General features: G+C 62.0%; 19 protein-coding genes. 7 read left to right on the forward strand and 12 right to left on the reverse strand.

Annotation, left to right across the window (positions count from 1 at the left end):
* The first annotated feature begins 51 nt into the window (after window positions 1-51).
* Window positions 52-723, forward strand: coding sequence for a TetR/AcrR family transcriptional regulator C-terminal domain-containing protein (locus tag C7T36_RS22380; RefSeq protein WP_045067693.1), 672 nt, complete (start codon window positions 52-54; stop codon window positions 721-723).
* Window positions 724-873: 150 nt separating this feature from the next.
* Here the strand turns inward: C7T36_RS22380 and C7T36_RS22385 are convergent, their stop codons facing one another.
* Window positions 874-1,224 carry an iron chaperone gene (locus C7T36_RS22385; RefSeq protein WP_045067694.1) on the reverse strand — a complete coding sequence of 117 codons (351 nt, stop codon included), beginning with the start codon at window positions 1,222-1,224 and terminating at the stop codon, window positions 874-876.
* A gap of 70 nt (window positions 1,225-1,294) precedes the next feature.
* Here C7T36_RS22385 and C7T36_RS22390 point away from each other — a divergent pair, with 70 nt between their 5' ends.
* Window positions 1,295-1,879, forward strand: a complete 585-nt coding sequence (locus C7T36_RS22390) for a hypothetical protein (RefSeq protein ID WP_045067695.1) — start codon at window positions 1,295-1,297, stop codon at window positions 1,877-1,879.
* A 50-nt stretch (window positions 1,880-1,929) separates the two neighbouring features.
* On the forward strand, window positions 1,930-2,070 hold the full coding sequence (locus C7T36_RS30260) for a hypothetical protein (RefSeq protein ID WP_155276677.1): 141 nt from the start codon (window positions 1,930-1,932) through the stop codon (window positions 2,068-2,070).
* Here the strand turns inward: C7T36_RS30260 and C7T36_RS22395 are convergent.
* The 6 genes from C7T36_RS22395 to tkt form a co-directional block, all read right to left on the reverse strand.
* Window positions 2,067-2,993, reverse strand: a complete 927-nt coding sequence (locus C7T36_RS22395; RefSeq protein ID WP_045067696.1) for an SDR family oxidoreductase — start codon at window positions 2,991-2,993, stop codon at window positions 2,067-2,069. The genes C7T36_RS30260 and C7T36_RS22395 overlap by 4 nt on opposite strands.
* Window positions 2,994-3,299: 306 nt before the next feature.
* Complete coding sequence (gene pgl / locus C7T36_RS22400) at window positions 3,300-4,040, reverse strand: 6-phosphogluconolactonase (protein WP_033232116.1); 741 nt, start codon at window positions 4,038-4,040, stop codon at window positions 3,300-3,302.
* Window positions 4,033-4,941, reverse strand: coding sequence for a glucose-6-phosphate dehydrogenase assembly protein OpcA (gene opcA / locus C7T36_RS22405; protein WP_092808104.1), 909 nt, complete (start codon window positions 4,939-4,941; stop codon window positions 4,033-4,035). Before opcA ends, pgl begins: the two co-directional genes overlap by 8 nt.
* The gene (zwf, locus tag C7T36_RS22410; RefSeq protein WP_033232114.1) at window positions 4,941-6,485 is read right to left on the reverse strand and encodes a glucose-6-phosphate dehydrogenase; all 1,545 of its coding nucleotides are present in this window, start codon (window positions 6,483-6,485) and stop codon (window positions 4,941-4,943) included. Before zwf ends, opcA begins: the two co-directional genes overlap by 1 nt.
* A gap of 4 nt (window positions 6,486-6,489) precedes the next feature.
* On the reverse strand, window positions 6,490-7,614 hold the full coding sequence (gene tal / locus C7T36_RS22415; RefSeq protein ID WP_045068064.1) for a transaldolase: 1,125 nt from the start codon (window positions 7,612-7,614) through the stop codon (window positions 6,490-6,492).
* Window positions 7,615-7,619: 5 nt separating this feature from the next.
* Complete coding sequence (gene tkt, locus C7T36_RS22420; RefSeq protein WP_033232113.1) at window positions 7,620-9,722, reverse strand: transketolase; 2,103 nt, start codon at window positions 9,720-9,722, stop codon at window positions 7,620-7,622.
* A 216-nt stretch (window positions 9,723-9,938) separates the two neighbouring features.
* On the opposite strand from tkt, the gene C7T36_RS22425 reads away from it, so the two are divergent.
* Window positions 9,939-10,922: a heme o synthase gene (locus tag C7T36_RS22425; RefSeq protein ID WP_045068066.1), complete on the forward strand. Its 984-nt coding sequence runs from the start codon at window positions 9,939-9,941 to the stop codon at window positions 10,920-10,922.
* 18 nt (window positions 10,923-10,940) lie between these two features.
* On the opposite strand, the gene C7T36_RS22430 is transcribed toward C7T36_RS22425, so the two are convergent.
* Window positions 10,941-11,906, reverse strand: coding sequence for a quinone oxidoreductase (locus tag C7T36_RS22430; RefSeq protein WP_045067698.1), 966 nt, complete (start codon window positions 11,904-11,906; stop codon window positions 10,941-10,943).
* An 83-nt stretch (window positions 11,907-11,989) separates the two neighbouring features.
* Between C7T36_RS22430 and C7T36_RS22435 the strand changes: the two genes are divergently transcribed.
* Window positions 11,990-12,358 carry a hypothetical protein gene (locus C7T36_RS22435; RefSeq protein WP_033232110.1) on the forward strand — a complete coding sequence of 123 codons (369 nt, stop codon included), beginning with the start codon at window positions 11,990-11,992 and terminating at the stop codon, window positions 12,356-12,358.
* A 61-nt stretch (window positions 12,359-12,419) separates the two neighbouring features.
* Here the strand turns inward: C7T36_RS22435 and C7T36_RS22440 are convergent, their stop codons facing one another.
* Window positions 12,420-13,049: a MerR family transcriptional regulator gene (locus tag C7T36_RS22440; protein ID WP_045067699.1), complete on the reverse strand. Its 630-nt coding sequence runs from the start codon at window positions 13,047-13,049 to the stop codon at window positions 12,420-12,422.
* A 100-nt stretch (window positions 13,050-13,149) separates the two neighbouring features.
* Between C7T36_RS22440 and C7T36_RS22445 the strand changes: the two genes are divergently transcribed.
* A complete protein-coding gene (locus tag C7T36_RS22445) occupies window positions 13,150-13,629 on the forward strand; it encodes a DUF4188 domain-containing protein (protein ID WP_045067700.1) in 480 nt (159 codons plus the stop codon).
* Window positions 13,630-13,642: 13 nt separating this feature from the next.
* Here the strand turns inward: C7T36_RS22445 and C7T36_RS22450 are convergent, their stop codons facing one another.
* Window positions 13,643-14,614 carry a heme A synthase gene (locus tag C7T36_RS22450; RefSeq protein WP_172935494.1) on the reverse strand — a complete coding sequence of 324 codons (972 nt, stop codon included), beginning with the start codon at window positions 14,612-14,614 and terminating at the stop codon, window positions 13,643-13,645.
* Between the two features lie 164 nt (window positions 14,615-14,778).
* On the opposite strand from C7T36_RS22450, the gene lexA reads away from it, so the two are divergent.
* Window positions 14,779-15,438: a transcriptional repressor LexA gene (lexA, locus tag C7T36_RS22455; RefSeq protein WP_033232108.1), complete on the forward strand. Its 660-nt coding sequence runs from the start codon at window positions 14,779-14,781 to the stop codon at window positions 15,436-15,438.
* 64 nt (window positions 15,439-15,502) lie between these two features.
* On the opposite strand, the gene C7T36_RS22460 is transcribed toward lexA, so the two are convergent.
* Both C7T36_RS22460 and C7T36_RS22465 read right to left on the reverse strand, forming a co-directional pair.
* Window positions 15,503-16,033: a hypothetical protein gene (locus C7T36_RS22460; RefSeq protein WP_045067701.1), complete on the reverse strand. Its 531-nt coding sequence runs from the start codon at window positions 16,031-16,033 to the stop codon at window positions 15,503-15,505.
* 134 nt (window positions 16,034-16,167) lie between these two features.
* Window positions 16,168-17,565, reverse strand: coding sequence for a hypothetical protein (locus tag C7T36_RS22465; RefSeq protein ID WP_267951253.1), 1,398 nt, complete (start codon window positions 17,563-17,565; stop codon window positions 16,168-16,170).
* Window positions 17,566-17,578 lie beyond the last annotated feature (13 nt).

A 17,578-nucleotide genomic window follows, 5' to 3' on the forward strand; every position in this document is an offset into this window, starting at 1 on the left:
TGTTCCATTGTCGATCTTGGAACAGTGTTCCAGATATGTCAAGATGGACAGATGGACACAAAGTCGCAGCGGAACGAACGACGCACGGATGCACTGTCGAAAGAGCGAATCGTCGAGGCCGCGATCGAGATCCTCGACACCGAGGGCGAGGGCGCGCTGACATTTCGCGCGTTGGCGTCTCGCCTGGCAACCGGAAGTGGCGCAATCTACTGGCACGTTGCAAACAAGAACGAACTGCTTGCAGCGACGACCACCGACGTCGTCACACGTGTTATGACCGGCGTCGTTCCAGGGGCGACGCCGCGGGAAACCATCCGCACTACTGTTCTCGATGTCTTCGACGCGATCGACGCACACCCGTGGGTCGGCACCCAGCTCTCACGTGAGCCGTGGCAGTCCGCGGTGCTGCAGATGTTCGAAGGTGTTGGCCGGCAACTCCAAGAACTCGGAGTTCCCGAATCCGCGCAGTTCGACTGCGCTTCCGCACTCGTGAACTATGTCCTCGGGCTGGCCGGACAGTATGCCGCAGGGGCCCGCCTTCACGCACGCGAGACGGATCGATCGGCCTTCCTCGCGACAATCACCTCGGGGTGGGAACAACTCGACTCAGCCGAGTACCCGTTCTTACGTCAGGTGGCACCGCAGTTGCGCGATCACGACGACCGCGACCAATTTCTTGCCGGCATCGATCTCATCCTGGCCGGAATCGCGACTGTCCGATAGACGGCCTAACGCCTTGGATGCAACAAGGCTTCCGGCGGGCTGAACCTTCGATACCGCCACTGCCGCAGGGGGATTGTGCATCCGCGCGGTTGATCAACCGCGCGGATGCACAATTCGCGCGCGGATGTTGGAAGCCTTCGGAAAACCGGGTTAGTGTCTGGCCGCGAGCAATTCGGTAATCCTCGCGACGAGGTCGAGCGGGATCGGCTTGTTCAACGGAAACTTCGCCGTCGCTTTGGCTGATCGATACGGGTCGATTGCCTTCTCGAATTCGGCGTCGCCCTCGGGGAGTGGATACATCGAAATGTGGTGTTTCCATCCGGCAAAATGCACCAGACTTTTGCCGTCGACCGTGAAGGTCGGCATCTGGTAGCTGATGGTTTCGCCGGCGCCGGGAACTGCTTCGTGGATGGTCTGACGGACGCTCTCGAGCACAGGTTGCACATCGATCGGGAAGGACGCGATGTACTGGTCGATCGTCTCGGGGCTTTCTGTGGTCACGTGTCGAACATATCGTCACCGAGCGTTGTCGACTGTGCAATCGACAATCGATTGAGCAGTATGGTGCCTTATGCGGTGTTCACGGGAATTGCTGGGCGTTGCGACCGTCGCCTTGTTAGTGGGATGTGGTGCGCCGAGCAACAACGCGGACGACGTTGCGCCACCGACGTCGCGAGTGAATGTGCCTGGCCTGGTGGAACCAACCTGCCTGGCCGGCAATCTTCTCGGATTCTCGGACTTGCCGCAGGCAGCAGCACCGGTACCCGAACCGCGACCTATCCCGGCCGATTTTGTGCCCGTCCGAGTGGTCACTTGTGAGGGTGACTGGAGCGCTGGCGTCGTAGAGCACTCAGTGTCGTGGGTCGAGGAACGACGCGAGGGCGATATGGACGCCGTTATTGCAGGCTACCGGCTTCCATCAGATACACCGCCGGAAATGCGCACCTGCTTTGTGGACCAGCCGACACCTCCGATTGTGTGGCTCGTCGACGATCAAGGCCTGGGACTGCTCGCTCCGGACCTGCCGACAAATGAGTGTGGCGCGTTTAAGTGGGAGGCGATCACTGCCATCCGGGAGGTGCCGGTCACTGAACGGATTGTCCACCTCATCCCAGTTTCGCCGACGGTCGAAGCTCGGTTCATCAAACCGGAGTGATGGGTCAGGCCCCCGATCTACCCACGCGTACTGAAATGAGACCATTAGGTATGGCGAATCTGGAACCTTGGGAAATCTCGAGATTGACTACCCACCTTCGTGCATATTTGGTCAACGCGAAGCGCTTTGTTCAAGGGTGGTCATTGCGTGAGGTCGAGGACAAGCGCGACGACCATCGTGCCGTCGATTAGTCCGGCTTCGGCTGCCAGAAGTTGGGCCTCGAACCATCTATGTCGGCGAACCCGTACTCTGCTCCGAGTTCACCCGAACTGACAGATCGTTGATTCCATCGGGCCCGATTCGGATCGGCGGCAAGGGCGGCCACTGCGCGTCCGACAAATCTCGGCGACTCGGAATGAGCAAAATCAGGTGGCGCAGTCGGCCCATCCCGATTCGGCAGTAGTGCGTCGCGCCAATTCGATTCTGTGACACCAAAATTATCGAGCATCATCTCCGATCGCAGGAAACCCGGAGTAATGGCAACGGCGGAACATCCGAACGGGCCAAGTTCATGGCCCTGCGAATATGCGAGCCTGTTCACCGACACTTTTGCCAAGTCGTAGAACACCGAGATGCGATAGTTCGAGGCGTTGTATTCGGTAGTGCCATCGGTTATTTCGACAACCAGTCCACCTGGCCGATCGATCATGAGCGGCAGCAGATGATGCGACGTGGTGATGTGGGTGTCGATCGCCAGGCGCAAGATGTGAAAGCCTTTGTCCAGATCGTGTTCCCATACCGGAGTGTTCCACTCCGCCGGTCCACCCTTGAGTAACTCTGCGCCCCAGATGTCGTTGACCAAGACGTCGATCTGTCCGTAGTCGGTGCGTAGTTGCTCAGCGAGATCAGCAACTCGAGTGCTCTTGAGGTGATCGACGGCAATCGGTACTCCGACGCCACCCAATTCGGTGACCAGAGCGGCGGTCTCCTCGATGGTTTCGCTCCGCGGGTAGTCCGATTGAAGGATGCCGGTGGACGTGCTCCGTCCAGTGCAGATAACCGTGGCGCCCGCCTCGCCTAATGCTGCGGCGATTCCGCGTCCAGCGCCCCGCGTTGCCCCGGCAACAACAGCTACACGCCCGCGTAGGGCATCACGTTGAGGTGTCCACGCCATTGTCCGATTCTGCTCGCCGGCGCTGCCACGTTCAAGGCCTCGAAACGCAGGAGGAACCGAAAGCGCTCTGGGCGCGTCAAAATTCATGAGTGCTCAAGAACATGGACCGGGGGGGAACATGAATCGTTGTGTCGGGCAGAGTGCCGAGTGGAGAAACGGTGTCACGCCGATGAGTTCGGTTGTGGCACGAAGAAATTCGAGCAGGCTAGCGATTGTGCGTAGCGGCCGGCGTGGGGGAGTGGCCACAGAAGTTCCACCGGCACGGGAGTCGCCCGAAGACGACTCCCGGCCGGAGTGAATCTGAGATCAGGGCAACTGCGAGGCAGCGTCCGAATCGAGGAACCACCGGGTGGCAACCAATCCTGTGGCGCCGGCACATGGCCAGTCGACCGCTGCAGCGCCGCCAACGGCAGCAGCAACAGCTTCAGCCTTTGCCGCGCCGGAAATGAGCAGCCACACTTCCTTCGCGCGCTGAACGGCGGGAAGAGTCAGAGTGATGCGGACCGGCGGGGGCTTGGGGGAGTCCGTCACCGCGACCACAAAACGAGACTCTTCACGAACCGCGTCTGTGTGCGGGAACAGAGAGTTGATGTGTCCCTCGCCGCCCATGCCAAGCAGGTGTACGTCGAATGTGGGGACCTGCTTGCCGTGCGCCTGCGCGCCCAGCAACTGCTCGTACGCTGTTGCCGCGCCGTCTGGATCGCCTTCGTAGATGCCGTCGGACGCAGCCATCGGATGTACCCGATCCGGATCGACCGGAACATGATCGAGTAGCGCCTCGCGCGCTTGAACCTCGTTACGCTCCGGATCGCCGGCCGGGAGGAAACGCTCGTCGCCCCAGTACAGGTCGATCTGCGCCCAGTCGATATCACCGGGAGTTTTGCGCAACTTTTCGAGCAGTGCGATGCCGGTTCCGCCTCCGGTCAGAACGATGGACGCAACGCCGCGAGCCTTCTGAGCCTCGACGATGGTGTCTACCAAACGTGCGGCGGCCGCATCGACCAACTGGCCCGCGTCCGAAAACTTTTCTACGACAACATCACTCATATGTCACCTTCTCGAGGCCGGCCAGCGCCTCTTCGTAGATTTCGTCAGGATCGAGTCGACGTAGTTCCTCGGCGAGGCAATCGCGTGTCTCCCGGCGACCAAGGGACACAAGTGCATCCGGCTGACCTGTCCGGATCAGCGTTGCAGTTGTGCCCTCCTGTGGGCGGCTGATGGAGATGCTGCGCGTCTCGAGCTTCAACTCCACATTCAGTGCGCCGGTGCGGCGGTATACCGGAACTCCGGTCTTCGCAGCCAACCAGCCAGCCAGAATGTCCAGTGCGGGTTCGGTTTTCAGGCCGGACACCACAGCAGAGGTGACGTTTTCGTGTGGCGGAAGATCGAGCGCCGACGCCAGTAGTGCGCGCCAGTACGTGACGCGGCTCCACGCCAGATCGGTGTCTCCGGCAGTGTACGACGCGAGTCGCCCCTTGATAGTCGCCGTCGGATCGGGTGCGCCGGTGGCGTCGGTGATACGACGGACGGCGAGCTTGCCCACCGGATCCTTGGCCGGAATCGCGGGAGCCTCGAGCGGCCACCACGCGACTACCGGTGTGTCCGGGAGCAGGAACGGGATGACAACACTGCTCTCGTGATCTGCCAGCGGACCGTAGAGACGTAGCACCACAACTTCCGAGGCGCCGGCGTCGCCGCCGACGCGGATCTGGGCGTCGAGGCGTGGTTCGCTTTGTTCGTCGCCGCGCAGCAGCACGATGACGCGACACGGGTGCTCGCGGCTTGCTTCGTTGGCTGCCTCGATCGCTTCTTCGGCGTTGCCGGTGTCGCGGGTGCAGACAACAAGAGTCAACACACGACCCAACGTGACAGCGCCGCCGGTCTTGCGTACCTCGACCAGTTTCTTGCTGACCTGGACCGTGGTGGTTGACGGCAAATCGAGAATCACTAGGGTCGCCTCCATTCGCGTCCGGTGCGGTTCAACATTTCGTCGGCGGATTCCGGTCCCCAGGTACCGGCCTCGTACGGGTCCGGTTTGCCGCCGGCAGCCCAATGTTCGAGGACGGGATCGAGGATCTCCCAAGACAATTCGACTTCAGCGTTCACCGGGAACAGTGACGGCTCGCCGAGCAGCACATCGAGGATGAGTCGCTCGTACGCTTCGGGTGAAGACTCGGTGAAGGCCTGGCCGTACGAGAAGTCCATGTTGACGTCGCGTACTTCCATGCTCGATCCCGGAACCTTCGACCCGAAGCGCATGGTCACGCCTTCATCGGGCTGCACCCGGATGACCAATGCGTTCTGGCCGAGATCGTCGGTCATGGTCTTGTCGAACGGCAGGTGCGGCGCACGCTTGAAGACCACGGCGATCTCCGTGACCCGGCGACCCAGACGCTTACCGGTGCGCAGGTAGAACGGCACACCGGCCCAACGTCGAGTGTCGACCTCGAGCGTGATGGCCGCATACGTCTCGGTGATGGAATCAGCCGCGAAGCCGTCCTCTTCGAGAAGCCCGACAACCGGGAGACCACCCTGCCAGCCGCCCGTGTACTGGCCACGGGCGGTGGTCTCGTCGAGAGGTTCGGCGAGCCTGGTGGCGGAGAGGACCTTGATCTTCTCGGCTTGCAGGTTGAGCGGCTCGAAGCTGATGGGCTCTTCCATCGCGGTGAACGCCAGCAGTTGCAGCAGGTGGTTCTGGATGACGTCGCGAGCGGCGCCGATCCCGTCGTAGTATCCGGCGCGGCCACCGAGACCGATGTCCTCGGCCATCGTGATCTGAACGTGGTCGACGTAGTGCGCGTTCCAGATCGGATCGAATAGCTGGTTCGCGAAACGCAGAGCCAGGATGTTCTGAACCGTTTCCTTGCCGAGGTAGTGGTCGATACGGAAGACCGTGTCCTCGGGGAACACCTTGTTGACCACAGCGTTCAGTTCACGAGCACTTTCGAGATCGTGACCGAACGGCTTCTCGATGACAACGCGTCGCCACTGGCCTTCTTCTGCTTGGGCAAGCCCGGACGACGACAACTGCTCGAGAACCTGCGGGAAATCATCCGGCGGGATCGCGAGGTAGAAGCCGTGGTTTCCACCGATTCCCCGCTCGGTGTCGAGTGTGGCCAAAGTATCGGCCAGGTTCGTGAAGCCCTCGGAATCGTCGAAGTTGCCCTTGACGAATCGGATGCCGTCCGCCAGCCGCTCCCACACGCTCTGCCGGAACTTGGTGCGAGCACCGTCCTTGACCGCGTCCAGAACTACCTGTGCGAAGTCTGCGTCAGTCCAGTCGCGCCGGGCGAACCCGACCAGAGCGAATCCGGGCGGCAGCAGCCCTCGGTTGGCAAGGTCGTAGATGGCCGGCATCAGCTTGCGCCGCGCCAAGTCACCGGTGACCCCGAAAATCACCAGGGCACAAGGCCCGGCAATATGCGGAAGACGTTTGTCCGTGCTGTCTCTGAGGGGGTTGACCCAATCTGATGCCGCCGCGGAATCGCTCACAGGCTCAGCTCTTCTGGGTTGCTGCGCGGAGCTGCTCGGCAGTCGCGTCGAGCAACTCGTTCCACGACACCTCGAACTTGTCGACACCCTCGGTCTCGAGGACATTGAACACGTCCGCGAGATCGATGCCGACGGCTGCGAGCTGATCGAACACTGCCTGCGACTCCTGGGCGGTGCCCGAGACGGTGTCGCCCGTGATCTCACCGTGGTCGGCAAGTGCGTCGAGCGTCTTCTCCGGCATGGTGTTGACCGTGTTGGGCGCAACCAACTCCGTGACGTAGAGAGTATCCGGGTAGTCAGGGTTCTTCACGCCCGTCGACGCCCACAGCGGACGCTGGGCCTTGGCGCCGTCAGCCAGGAGTCCCTGGAAGCGCGGCTGCACCTCGAAGACCTGCTGGTATGCGTTGTATGCCAGACGAGCATTTGCGAGTGCAGCCTTGCCGCGAAGCTCGAGAGCCTCCGGCGTGCCGATCGCCGTGAGGCGGTTGTCGATCTCGGAATCCACGCGGGAAACGAAGAACGACGCCACCGACTCGATGGACGAGATGTCGCGGCCCGCAGCCTTCGCGGTCTCCAGACCGTCGAGGTACGCACCCATGACGGCTTCGTAGCGCTCGACCGAGAAAATCAACGTGACGTTGACGCTGATGCCTTCACCGATCACCTTGGCGATGGCGGGAATGCCGGCCAGCGTCGCGGGGATCTTGATGAGGACGTTCGGGCGATCGACGATCTTGTGCAGCTCGATGGCCTGCGCGACAGTCGCGTCGGTGTCGTGTGCCAGGCGAGGATCAACCTCGATGGACACGCGGCCGTCGACGCCGTTCGACGCCTCGAACTGCGGAGCCAGGATGTCGCACGCTGCGCGCACGTCGTCGGTGGTGACCGCCGTGATGGTGGCGTCGACATCGGCGCCGCGCTGGGCCAACTCGCGAACCTGCGCGTCGTAGTCCGAACCCTTGGACAGGGCTGCCTGGAAGATCGACGGGTTGGTGGTGACACCCACGATGGACTTGGTGTCGATCAGGTTCTGCAGGTTTCCGGACTGGATGCGATCTCGCGAAAGATCGTCAAGCCAGATGGAAACGCCTGCGGCGGACAGCTTTTCGGTGTTCACATTCTGTGTCATCGAGATCATCCCTTCACAGCGGCGAGGGAGCGCTGCGCGGCTTCGACAGTCGCGTCGGCGGTGATGCCGAACTCCCGGAACAAGGTCTTGTAATCGGCGGAAGCGCCGTAATGCTCGAGCGAGACGGCCTGGCCGGCGTCGCCGAGAATGCGCCACCACGGCATTGCGATACCGGCTTCGACGGATACGCGGGCACGCACGGCCGGAGGAATGACCTCGTCGCGGTATGCCTGATCCTGCTCGAGGAACCAGTCGAGGCACGGAACCGACACAACACGCGTTGCGACGCCCTGAGCTTCGAGGGTTTCGCGAGCCTCGGTGGCGAGGTGCAGTTCGGAACCGGTGGCCAGCAGAATGACCTCGGGAGCACCGTTGGCGGCATCGGCGAGCACGTATGCGCCGCGCTTGACGCCCTCGGCTGCCTTCTCCTTGGTGCCTTCGAGAACCGGCACATCCTGGCGGGTGAGTGCCAGAGCGGTCGGGCCCGTCTTGTGCTCGAGGGCTGCCTGCCAGGCAAACGACGTCTCGTTGGCGTCACCCGGACGGACAACGGACAGGTTCGGGATGGCGCGCAGAGCAGCAAGGTGCTCGACCGGCTGGTGCGTCGGGCCGTCTTCGCCGAGTCCGATGGAGTCGTGGGTCCACACGTAGGTGACAGCCGTCTTCATGAGAGCGGCGAGTCGAACAGCCGGACGCATGTAGTCGGAGAACACCATGAACGTTCCGCCATAGGGGCGGGTCGGGCCGTGCAGCGCGATGCCGTTGAGAATCGAGCCCATCGCGTGCTCACGGATACCGAAGTGGAGCGTGCGGCCGTACGGCTTTGCGTTCCAGTCGTTGGTGGAGATGGAGTACGGACCGAAGGAGTCTGCACCCTTGATGGTGGTGTTGTTGCTGCCGGCGAGGTCGGCGGAGCCGCCCCACAGCTCGGGCAGGATCGGGCCGAGTGCGTTAAGCGCTGAACCGGAAGCCTTACGAGTTGCGACGCCCTTGGCGTCGGGCTCGTATGTCGGGAGAGCGTCGGCCCAACCGGCGGGGAACTCACCGGCGAACAAGCGGTCGAACAGTTCCTTGCGCTCGGACTCACGCGACGCCCAAGCGTCGAACTCGACCTGCCACGCCTTGTGCGCGTCGGCTCCGCGGGAGACGACCTCACGGGCGTGAGCCAATGCGTCGGCGTCGACGTCGAACGACTTGGCCGGATCGAAGCCGAGAGCTTCCTTGACCGCTGCAACTTCGTCGGCACCGAGAGCGGAGCCGTGAACGTCTCCGGTGTTCATCTTCTTCGGAGCGGGGAAACCGATGATCGTGCGAAGCAGGATGATCGACGGGCGATCGACGACGGCCTTGGCCGCAGCAACTGCGTCGAGAATGCCGGAGACGTTTTCGCCACCTTCGACATGCTGAACGTGCCAGCCGTATGCCTCGTAACGCTTGCCGACGTCTTCGCCGAGAGCGATCGTAGTGTCGTGCTCGATGGAGATCTTGTTGTCGTCGTAGAAGACGATGAGGTTGCCCAGTTCCTGGACACCCGCAAGCGACGACGCCTCGGACGTGACGCCTTCCTCGATGTCACCGTCGGACGCGATCACGTAGATGTGATGGTCGAAGGGGGAGGAGCCGACCGGGGTTTCCGGATCGAACAATCCACGCTCACGACGAGCAGCCATTGCCATGCCGACTGCGGACGCGAGGCCCTGGCCCAGCGGACCCGTCGTCATCTCGACGCCGACAGTGTGACCGAACTCCGGGTGACCCGGTGTGAGGGCGCCCCACGTGCGGAGAGCTTCGAGGTCTGCCAGTTCGAGGCCGTAACCCGAGAGGTAGAGCTGCGTGTACAGCGTCAGAGAAGAGTGGCCACAGGAGAGGATGAAGCGGTCGCGCCCGACCCATTCCGCATCCGACGGATCGTGGCGCATGACACGCTGGAACAAGGTATATGCCAACGGCGCCAAGCTCATTGCGGTTCCGGGGTGGCCGTTGCCGACCTTCTGAACCGCATCGGCGGCGAGCACGCGGGCGGTATCGACAGCCTTCGTGTCCAGGTCGGTCCAGTCCGAGGGGTGGACTGGCTGTGTGAGGACGTGGATCTCGTCTGTGATCGACACTGGCAGATGTCTCCTGACATTGTGTACGTGGATTGCGAGGGAGAGGTGTCCCTCCGCTGCGTCACCTAGCCTAATGGTCCTGGCTGTCCGGGTCGATTCGGTTCCACGATGACCGCGGTCTACCATCGTCCGTAGTAGCAAATGCGATAGTCCAGAGAAGTGTCAGCAGTGTGTCGTGAAGAGATAGTGCGGTAACGCGTGGTGCAAGGAGAGAACGTGCGGACAGGGCAACAGCCGAGCGGACATGGCTTCGGCAGCCCCGGAGCAGCCCCGCGGGCGACCAATCAGAACACCGTTCTGGGTCGCGCAATGGGGAAGGTTCTGGCTTACATCGCGCTCACGAAGCCGCGAGTCATCGAATTGCTCCTGGTGGCAACAATTCCGGCGATGCTCATGGCTGATCGCGGAAATGTCGACCTGTGGTTGGTGCTGAGCACCTTGTTCGGTGGATGGATGGGCGCCGCGAGCGCGAACTCCCTCAACTGCGTCGTCGACGCGGATATCGACAAGGTCATGAAGCGCACTGCCAAGCGCCCGCTGGCCCGAGAAGCCGTCCCGACGCGCAACGCGCTGGTCTTCGGTCTTGCGCTCGGACTGGCGTCGTTCGCGTGGCTGTGGTGGCGCGCCAACCTGCTGGCCGGTGTCCTCGTTGTCATCACCATCGCGTTCTACGTCCTGATCTACACCATGGTGCTCAAGCGTCGTACGTGGCAGAACGTCGTCTGGGGCGGCGCCGCAGGCTGCATGCCCGTCTTGGTCGGTTGGGCCGCTGTTACCGGTTCGCTCAGCTGGGAACCGTTTGTTCTGTTCCTGATCATCTTCTTCTGGACGCCGCCCCACACGTGGGCTCTCGCGATGCGTTACAAAGAGGACTACAAGGCTGCCGGCGTCCCGATGCTCCCGGTCATCGCCACCGAAGAGCACGTCACCAAGCAGATCCTGTTCTACAGCTGGGCAATGGTTGTCACCAGCCTGATTCTCGTTCCCGCAGCCGGTCTCGTCTACGCGATCGTTGCTCTGCTGGCCGGTGCCTGGTTCTTGCTCCTCGCTCACCAGCTGTACCGCGGAGTCCGCGGCGGCGCAGAGGTCAAGCCACTCAAGCTTTTCTTGCAGTCCAACAACTACCTGTCCGTGCTGTTCGTGGGCCTAGCTATCGACTCGGTGCTGGGACTGCAGACGATCAGCGAAATGTTCAGCTGACCGACTGCAGTCACGAACCTACGGAATCAGCACGATCGATCCCGTAGTTGCCCGGCCTTCCAGATCACGATGAGCCTGGGCAGCATCTGCCAGCGGATACTGCGCACCCACCCGAATCTTCAAGGTGCCCGCAGCGATGGCGTCGAAGACGTCGCCGGCCCGCCACCGCAGTTCCTCCGGCGTACGAATGTAATGAGCCAACGTCGGCCGTGTCAGGAACAGTGAACCCGCGCTGTTGAGCCGCTGCGGATCAACCGGCGGCACAGCGCCACTGGCAGCCCCGAACAATGCGACGGTCCCGCGGATTCGTACCGACGCCAGGCTTGCATCGAACGTCGTTGCACCCACCCCGTCGTAGGCCACCGCGACACCTTCACCGCCGGTCAACTCACGTACCCGGGCCGCAATGTCGTCCTCGTATCGCAAAACCTCCGACGCACCGGCCTCGCGGGACAGTTGCTCTTTGGCATCTGACGACACCGTTGTGATGACCTTGGCGCCGAGACTCACTGCCATCTGCGTGAGGATCAATCCGACGCCGCCGGCACCGGCGTGCACAAGCACCGTGTCACCCGGCTGGATCGGGTACGTGGACTTGGAGAGGTAATGCGCGGTCATGCCTTGCAGGAGTGCTGACGCGGCAACCGGCGCAGGGACACCGTCGGGAACTTTTACTGTAACAGTGGACGCGACAGCCACCTTTTCGGCGTAGCTTGCGGTTGCTGCCGCCCATGCCACCCGCTCGCCGACAGTGAACTCCGTTACCTCGGAGCCGACTGCCTCGACGATCCCGGTTCCCTCGTCGCCGGGGATGTAGGGGAGATCCCGTGCATACATGCCCATTCGGAAGTACGTGTCGATGAAGTTGATGCCGATGGCTTCGGTGCGGACAAGGAGATCGTGTGCACCGATCGTGGGCTCGGGTTGTTCGGACAGCGTGAGAACGTCTGGTCCGCCGGTCTCGGAAACATAGATGGCTCGCATCTTGTCTGTTCTACACCTGAGGTCGCGTCAACTCAGGCCATGCCTCATGTTGCGGCCGGACTACCGACCAGTATTGTCGAGCTATGAGCACCGATACCGAGAAGTCGGACGCCACACCGTCCGCGACCGCGCCGGAACTTCCGAAGTCGACGGTCAAAGCGATCACCAAGTTCGTCGCCGAACATGGCGGCACCGCAAGCGCCGTCATTCAGCCCGTCGGCGTTGTTGGAGTGCGCATCACTCTCGTGGGTGCCGACGGCATTCTCGGCGACCAGGTGGTCAAGGATCTTGCTACGGCAAATGCCGTCGTCGCGTCCTTCGACAACGTCACCGTTGCCGAGTGGGAACGTGAACTGACCAGCATCGTCACGCCGGCCGACGGCCACTTCAAGAAGATGGCCGGGTGGGTTGCCCACCAGACGCGCTTCCCGAAGGCCCGCAACGGCGCCTGAACAAACTGATTGCGGCGAATTCCGGCAGCTGATGGCAGGAACTTCGCCGCAATTGGTCTATCTAGTTGGTTTCGTCAAGTCGGAAACTGGCACCTTCGAGCGCAAGCCGCCGCACTTCGACTAGAGCTCGCTCGTAGATCACCGTCCCGATGAGCATGGTCTCGACGGCAGCGGTGCGATCCGGCATGGATCGAGCGTAGTGAACTTCGGCTTCGGCTGTTCTCTCGACGAAGTCCGCGGAATTGTCGAAATCCGATACCGCTGCCGGGAAGCCGAACCGGCGCAGAGTCGCGACGAGTTCCGCGAGTCGGTACGCCGCTGGAGCGTCATCCTCGATTTTCCAATTCCTGTGCCTCAGCCACACCTGCACCTCGTCGTACGCCGCCATGACATCGGCGGACAGGTCGCCGGTCGGAATTTCGTCGAGTCCGTGCATCACCGCCCCGAATGCGTCGTGCATCGGGGCTGTTTCGTCTTCCATCGCAGCCAACGTGGCTCGAACTTTCGATATCGACAGACCACCGATGTCGATCAGGGAACGAATCAGTCGTAGTCGCTTCGCGTGGTACTCGCCGTAGTCGGCCTGATTGGTGGCTGATTGTTGACCGCTGGTGAGCAGGCCCTCACGCAGGTAGTACTTGATCGAAGCGATTGATACTCCGCTTCGGGCGCTGAGCTCGGAGATCCTCACAGATTTGCCCTTGACTTCACGTTTGGATAGTAGCACTATCCATTATAGATAGTGTCACTATCCGTAATGGGCAACATGAAGCTGCGATGGAAGGGTTCTCATGAATCGACATCAAGTTCAGAACGGCCGATATACCGCGGACGTCGACGGCCAGTTTGTGGTTTTCATCATCGGCATGAGATTCAACAAGCTCTGGAAGATCCACAAGTGGTTCGGCGCGTTTGTTGCGATGCCTCGAATGCTTCGAGAACTGCAGCGATCGCCGGACAAGGGGATGCTCGGGGCACGAATGTCCTGGGGTGGGCGCACGATTACCGTGATCCAGTACTGGCGAAGCTTCGACGACCTCGAAGCGTTCGCGAAGAACCCGAACGATCCACATTTGCCGGCCTGGAGGGCATTCAACCGGCGCGTCGGCAAGAGTGGCGATGTGGGCGTCTATCACGAGACATACCGCGTCGGAAGCGGGCAGCACGAATCGGTCTACGTGAACATGCCCGTCATGGGGTTGGCTGAGGCCACTACGTCCGTGCCGGTGGGGAAGCGACGCGACACCGCAAGGGAGCGGATGGTTCGCTGACCGCCAGGTGGTTTCAGGCCGCTACTGCGGATGCTGCCGGAACGTCTTGTCTGACCTTTCCGGCTGCCCACACCGCCGCCGTTGCTGCCGTGCACAGACCGGCACCCGCGACATGCAGGATCACGAGGATCTGCGGTACATCGGTGAAGTACTGAACAACGCCGATCAGCGCCTGGGCAACAATCAGGACCAGCAGAACATGCAGGCGCTTCTTTACGGCAGCGGATGTTCCGACCGCATAAAGGCCGAACGTCAAACCGACGACCAAGGCCAGATAGCCGACCAGTAGTTGTGAATGCAGATGAACCAGGGTGACGATCTCGACTTCGAGGCGGGGAACCGTCCGGTCAAGACTCTTGTCGCCGGCATGCGGGCCGGCACCCGTCACGAGCGTTCCCGCGACCAGAACTCCGGCAAGAGCCACACCACTCAGTGCCGCGAGCCAGCGCAGCGGCTTCGGCATCACGATCAGCGTGGTTGCGTCATCAGGTTCGGCGATCTTCGCGTACATAACCGTCGCGATCCACACCATCAGCATCGACGCAACCAGGTGAATAGCAACCGTCCACCACAGCAACCCTGTGAGGACGGTAATTCCGCCGATGATCGCCTGAATGACCGTGCCGAGCGGAATCATCCACGCGTACACCAGAACCTCGCGGCGACGACGCGCACGCGTCACAGCCAGGACGATCGCAGCCGCGACAATCACAACCACAAAGGTCAGCAGCCGGTTTCCGAACTCCACAACCTGATGGATGATCGCGACCTCACCATGGCCGACCGGAACAAAACTGCCCGGGAAGCACTGCGGCCAGGTCGGGCAACCCAGCCCCGACGCAGTCACACGCACAACCGCACCTGTGACAGCAATACCGCCCTGGGTCAAGATCACGATGAACGCGATGATCTTCTGCGTCTTCAGCGAGGGGAGAGGCAGGCGATCCACCAAGCTCAAAAATCCGGCATACACACGATTCACCACGCCAACGATGGTAGTTCCCCAACAACTACGCAGTGTCGTTGGGGCAGCCCGCTCCGCGTCTGCCCCCTGTCGTTGGGGCAGCCCGCTCCGCGTCTGCCCCCTGTCGTCGGGGCAGCCCGCCCTAGTGCAGAAGACTGTCGGCACCCCTCACTACGATTCTCCGAGTGACGCATTACGACGAACTCGACATGTTCGGTGGCCTCGACGCCTCCACCCTCCCGCTCCGCCAGCAGCAGATTCTCGCCACAATTCGGGACTGGGTGACCACAAACGGATCCACGCCGAGCACCCGGCAAATCGGGGACGCGGTAGGTCTGCGGTCGACGTCGTCGGTATCCAAACACCTCAAGAGCCTCGAGGAAAAGGGATTCCTCCGCCGGGGCACGGCGATGGCTCGGCAACTGGACGTCCGGCCCTTCCTGGTCGGAATCAAGGGGGGTTCGTCGAACAACAGTGTCGAGGTGCCGGTGGTCGGCGATATCGCGGCCGGTGCACCGATTCTCGCCGAAGAACACACTGACGAGGTATTGGAACTCCCGCGCGAACTTGTCGGCTCCGGAACTGTGTTCGGGCTGCGAGTGCGCGGTGAGTCGATGGTGGACGCCGCGATCTGCGATGGCGATGTTGTGGTGGTGCGCCGTCAGGACGAGGCCCATTCGGGCGAGATAGTGGCCGCGATGATCGACGGTGAGGCCACGGTGAAGGTGCTCCGACGCCGTAACGGCCACGTCTACCTCGAGCCCCGCAACTCGGCATACCAGGTCATGGACGGCGACCACGCAACCATATTGGGCAAAGTTGTTTCGGTGATGCGGCGGATCTGAGGATCTCGATCATCGCCGACCTGTGACAGTCGAGGAGCAGGTCGAATCGCCGGTCTCTCAGGGACTACGGCAGTGGAATGATCGCTGCCGCCAGTACGGCGGGTGGAGGCAGCTTCAGGTGAGTAGTGACAGGTCCGAGACCGATCTCTGGCCACTCTGCGAGGAGGGGTAGATCCTCTGTGTCAGGCAATGGCGTCAGCTCAAATAGGTACTCGCGCTGCTGCATCTCGGAGTTCTCGTATCCCTGGCCATCTCTGTGCCGAATGGGTTGAAGCACCGAGTCCTCGAGAGCTCTCAACCGTAAAGGTCTCCCATGCGTCTCGCCGGGTCGGCGTCGGCCGGTTTCAGGATCGGTGATCGCCGGCGCTGCGTATTGACGTCGTAGCGCGTCAGCGTGAACGCCTTTCGCTACCACGACAACTGCGAGTTCAAGCCCCGATGTGTAGGCCACAATCGACCGTAGTCCCACAGTCACGCCTTCCACTTGGGCCAACAGCATCGGACCGTGTGCGATTGCACCCAACTCTTTGGCGACGGGCGGCATGAATCTCTGATACCAGATCATGATCTGAGCCTGGCACACGAACAGATGCATGTGCAGTGGTTGCCCACCGCCCCGACGCGTTCGCATCCAGCGGTTTCATACTGCTGTTAAAGCCGACGCGCTCAATCCTGCTGATGTGAATGGGATAGGTGTCGAGCGCGGCGGGGGGTCCTCGGTGTCCTGAGTCAGTACGCGCGAACGCGCACAATTCCGGAAATCGTTCCCTGGTAATACTCGCCGGACGCGGTGATGAGGGCCGACATCTGCAGGGTGTCGTGCACCGCGGTGGCCGGCATCGTCGTGGACCCGATCTGGGTTCCGTCCTTCGAGTCGATGACGGCAAAGGAGTACCCGTCGAGTGGCGTCGTATCGGCTGAGCCGTTGCGCGTCACTGTGTAGATGTTGTCGTCAGCCGTGGATAGATGCGGGACTGCGGAGCTTCGAATCGTGTTGTCCCACACAACATGACAGCCAACCGGATCGATGTCGACGCGCGTCATTCCGCCATTGAAGGGTGCGGTGGCGGGAACTGCCGGACCGGCGCCTTCCGGTGTGGTCGGATACGGATACCCGTAGGTGCCGGCTACGTAGATGGAGTGGCCGATCGCAATGGGGGAGTTCTCGCTGCCGCTCGGTGAGCCGTCCTTGCCGGCTGCGGTCAGGACGGGTTGGGAGCATACTTCGGCACCCGTATCTGACCGATAGACCCGGACGCTGACAGTCGGGTGAGCGTTGTCGATGATCGTGACAAAATCACTGCCCGTCGACGGCCCGAAGTACGTGGGTGTCGATCCTGTTCCCCAACTCAACTGGCCAGGGTTCCTTGCGGGGCCGCGGTTGTACGGCTGACGCCAATCGACGGCGATATCGTCGCCCTTGCGGCTGAGTTGGTACAGCGCATGAGTGGTGGCGACGGCCGTTCCCGTGGGCGAGGTGGAAATACTGTTCTGAACCTGTTCGCCTTCGGGGAGGTCGATGGTGTGAGCGATTCGATCGGTGCCGACAACGCCGACGGTGCCGTGGCCGGTCGCGAACCAGACATTGCCGGTCCAGTCCGGCGCCAGCCCGGTGACATTGTCGTCGGCTGCGACAACCCCGGAGAGGTCGATGACGTCGGAGAGTTCCAGACGCCAGGTTCCGTCGGGGTTCTGAGCATGCGCGATGCGAACGAGTTGACGATTGCCGTCGACGGCAACCAGTCGGTTCTCGTGGTCGAGGTATGCGTAGACGCCACCGAGCAGGCTGCCCTTAGCCAGGGGCAACTGCGCGACGGATCGGCCGAACGGTGACGCCTCGGCCTTGGGATCGATGAGGTGAATGGTCGGGATCTGACCGAGCATCGTGGTGCACAGAGAGACGATCAGGCCGTCGGAACCTTGCAAGATTGTCGGGCACGCCGACATCAGAGGAAACGCGGTGACTTCGTGAGGTTCGATGCCCGGCCCTGGGAGGGGCGTGACGTCGGACGAACCGGCGTCGCCGTGCATCGTTGCTGTGCCGACCGGACCGAGGTAGGGATTGGCCGGTGCCAGCGGGCCCGCAGTCGGCAACGACGCGGTTGACGGAACGGCAGCAAGTAGCATCAGCGCACTGGTT

The sequence above is a fragment of the Rhodococcus sp. AD45-ID genome, from assembly GCF_003023755.1.
GTDB lineage: Bacteria > Actinomycetota > Actinomycetes > Mycobacteriales > Mycobacteriaceae > Rhodococcus_F > Rhodococcus_F globerula.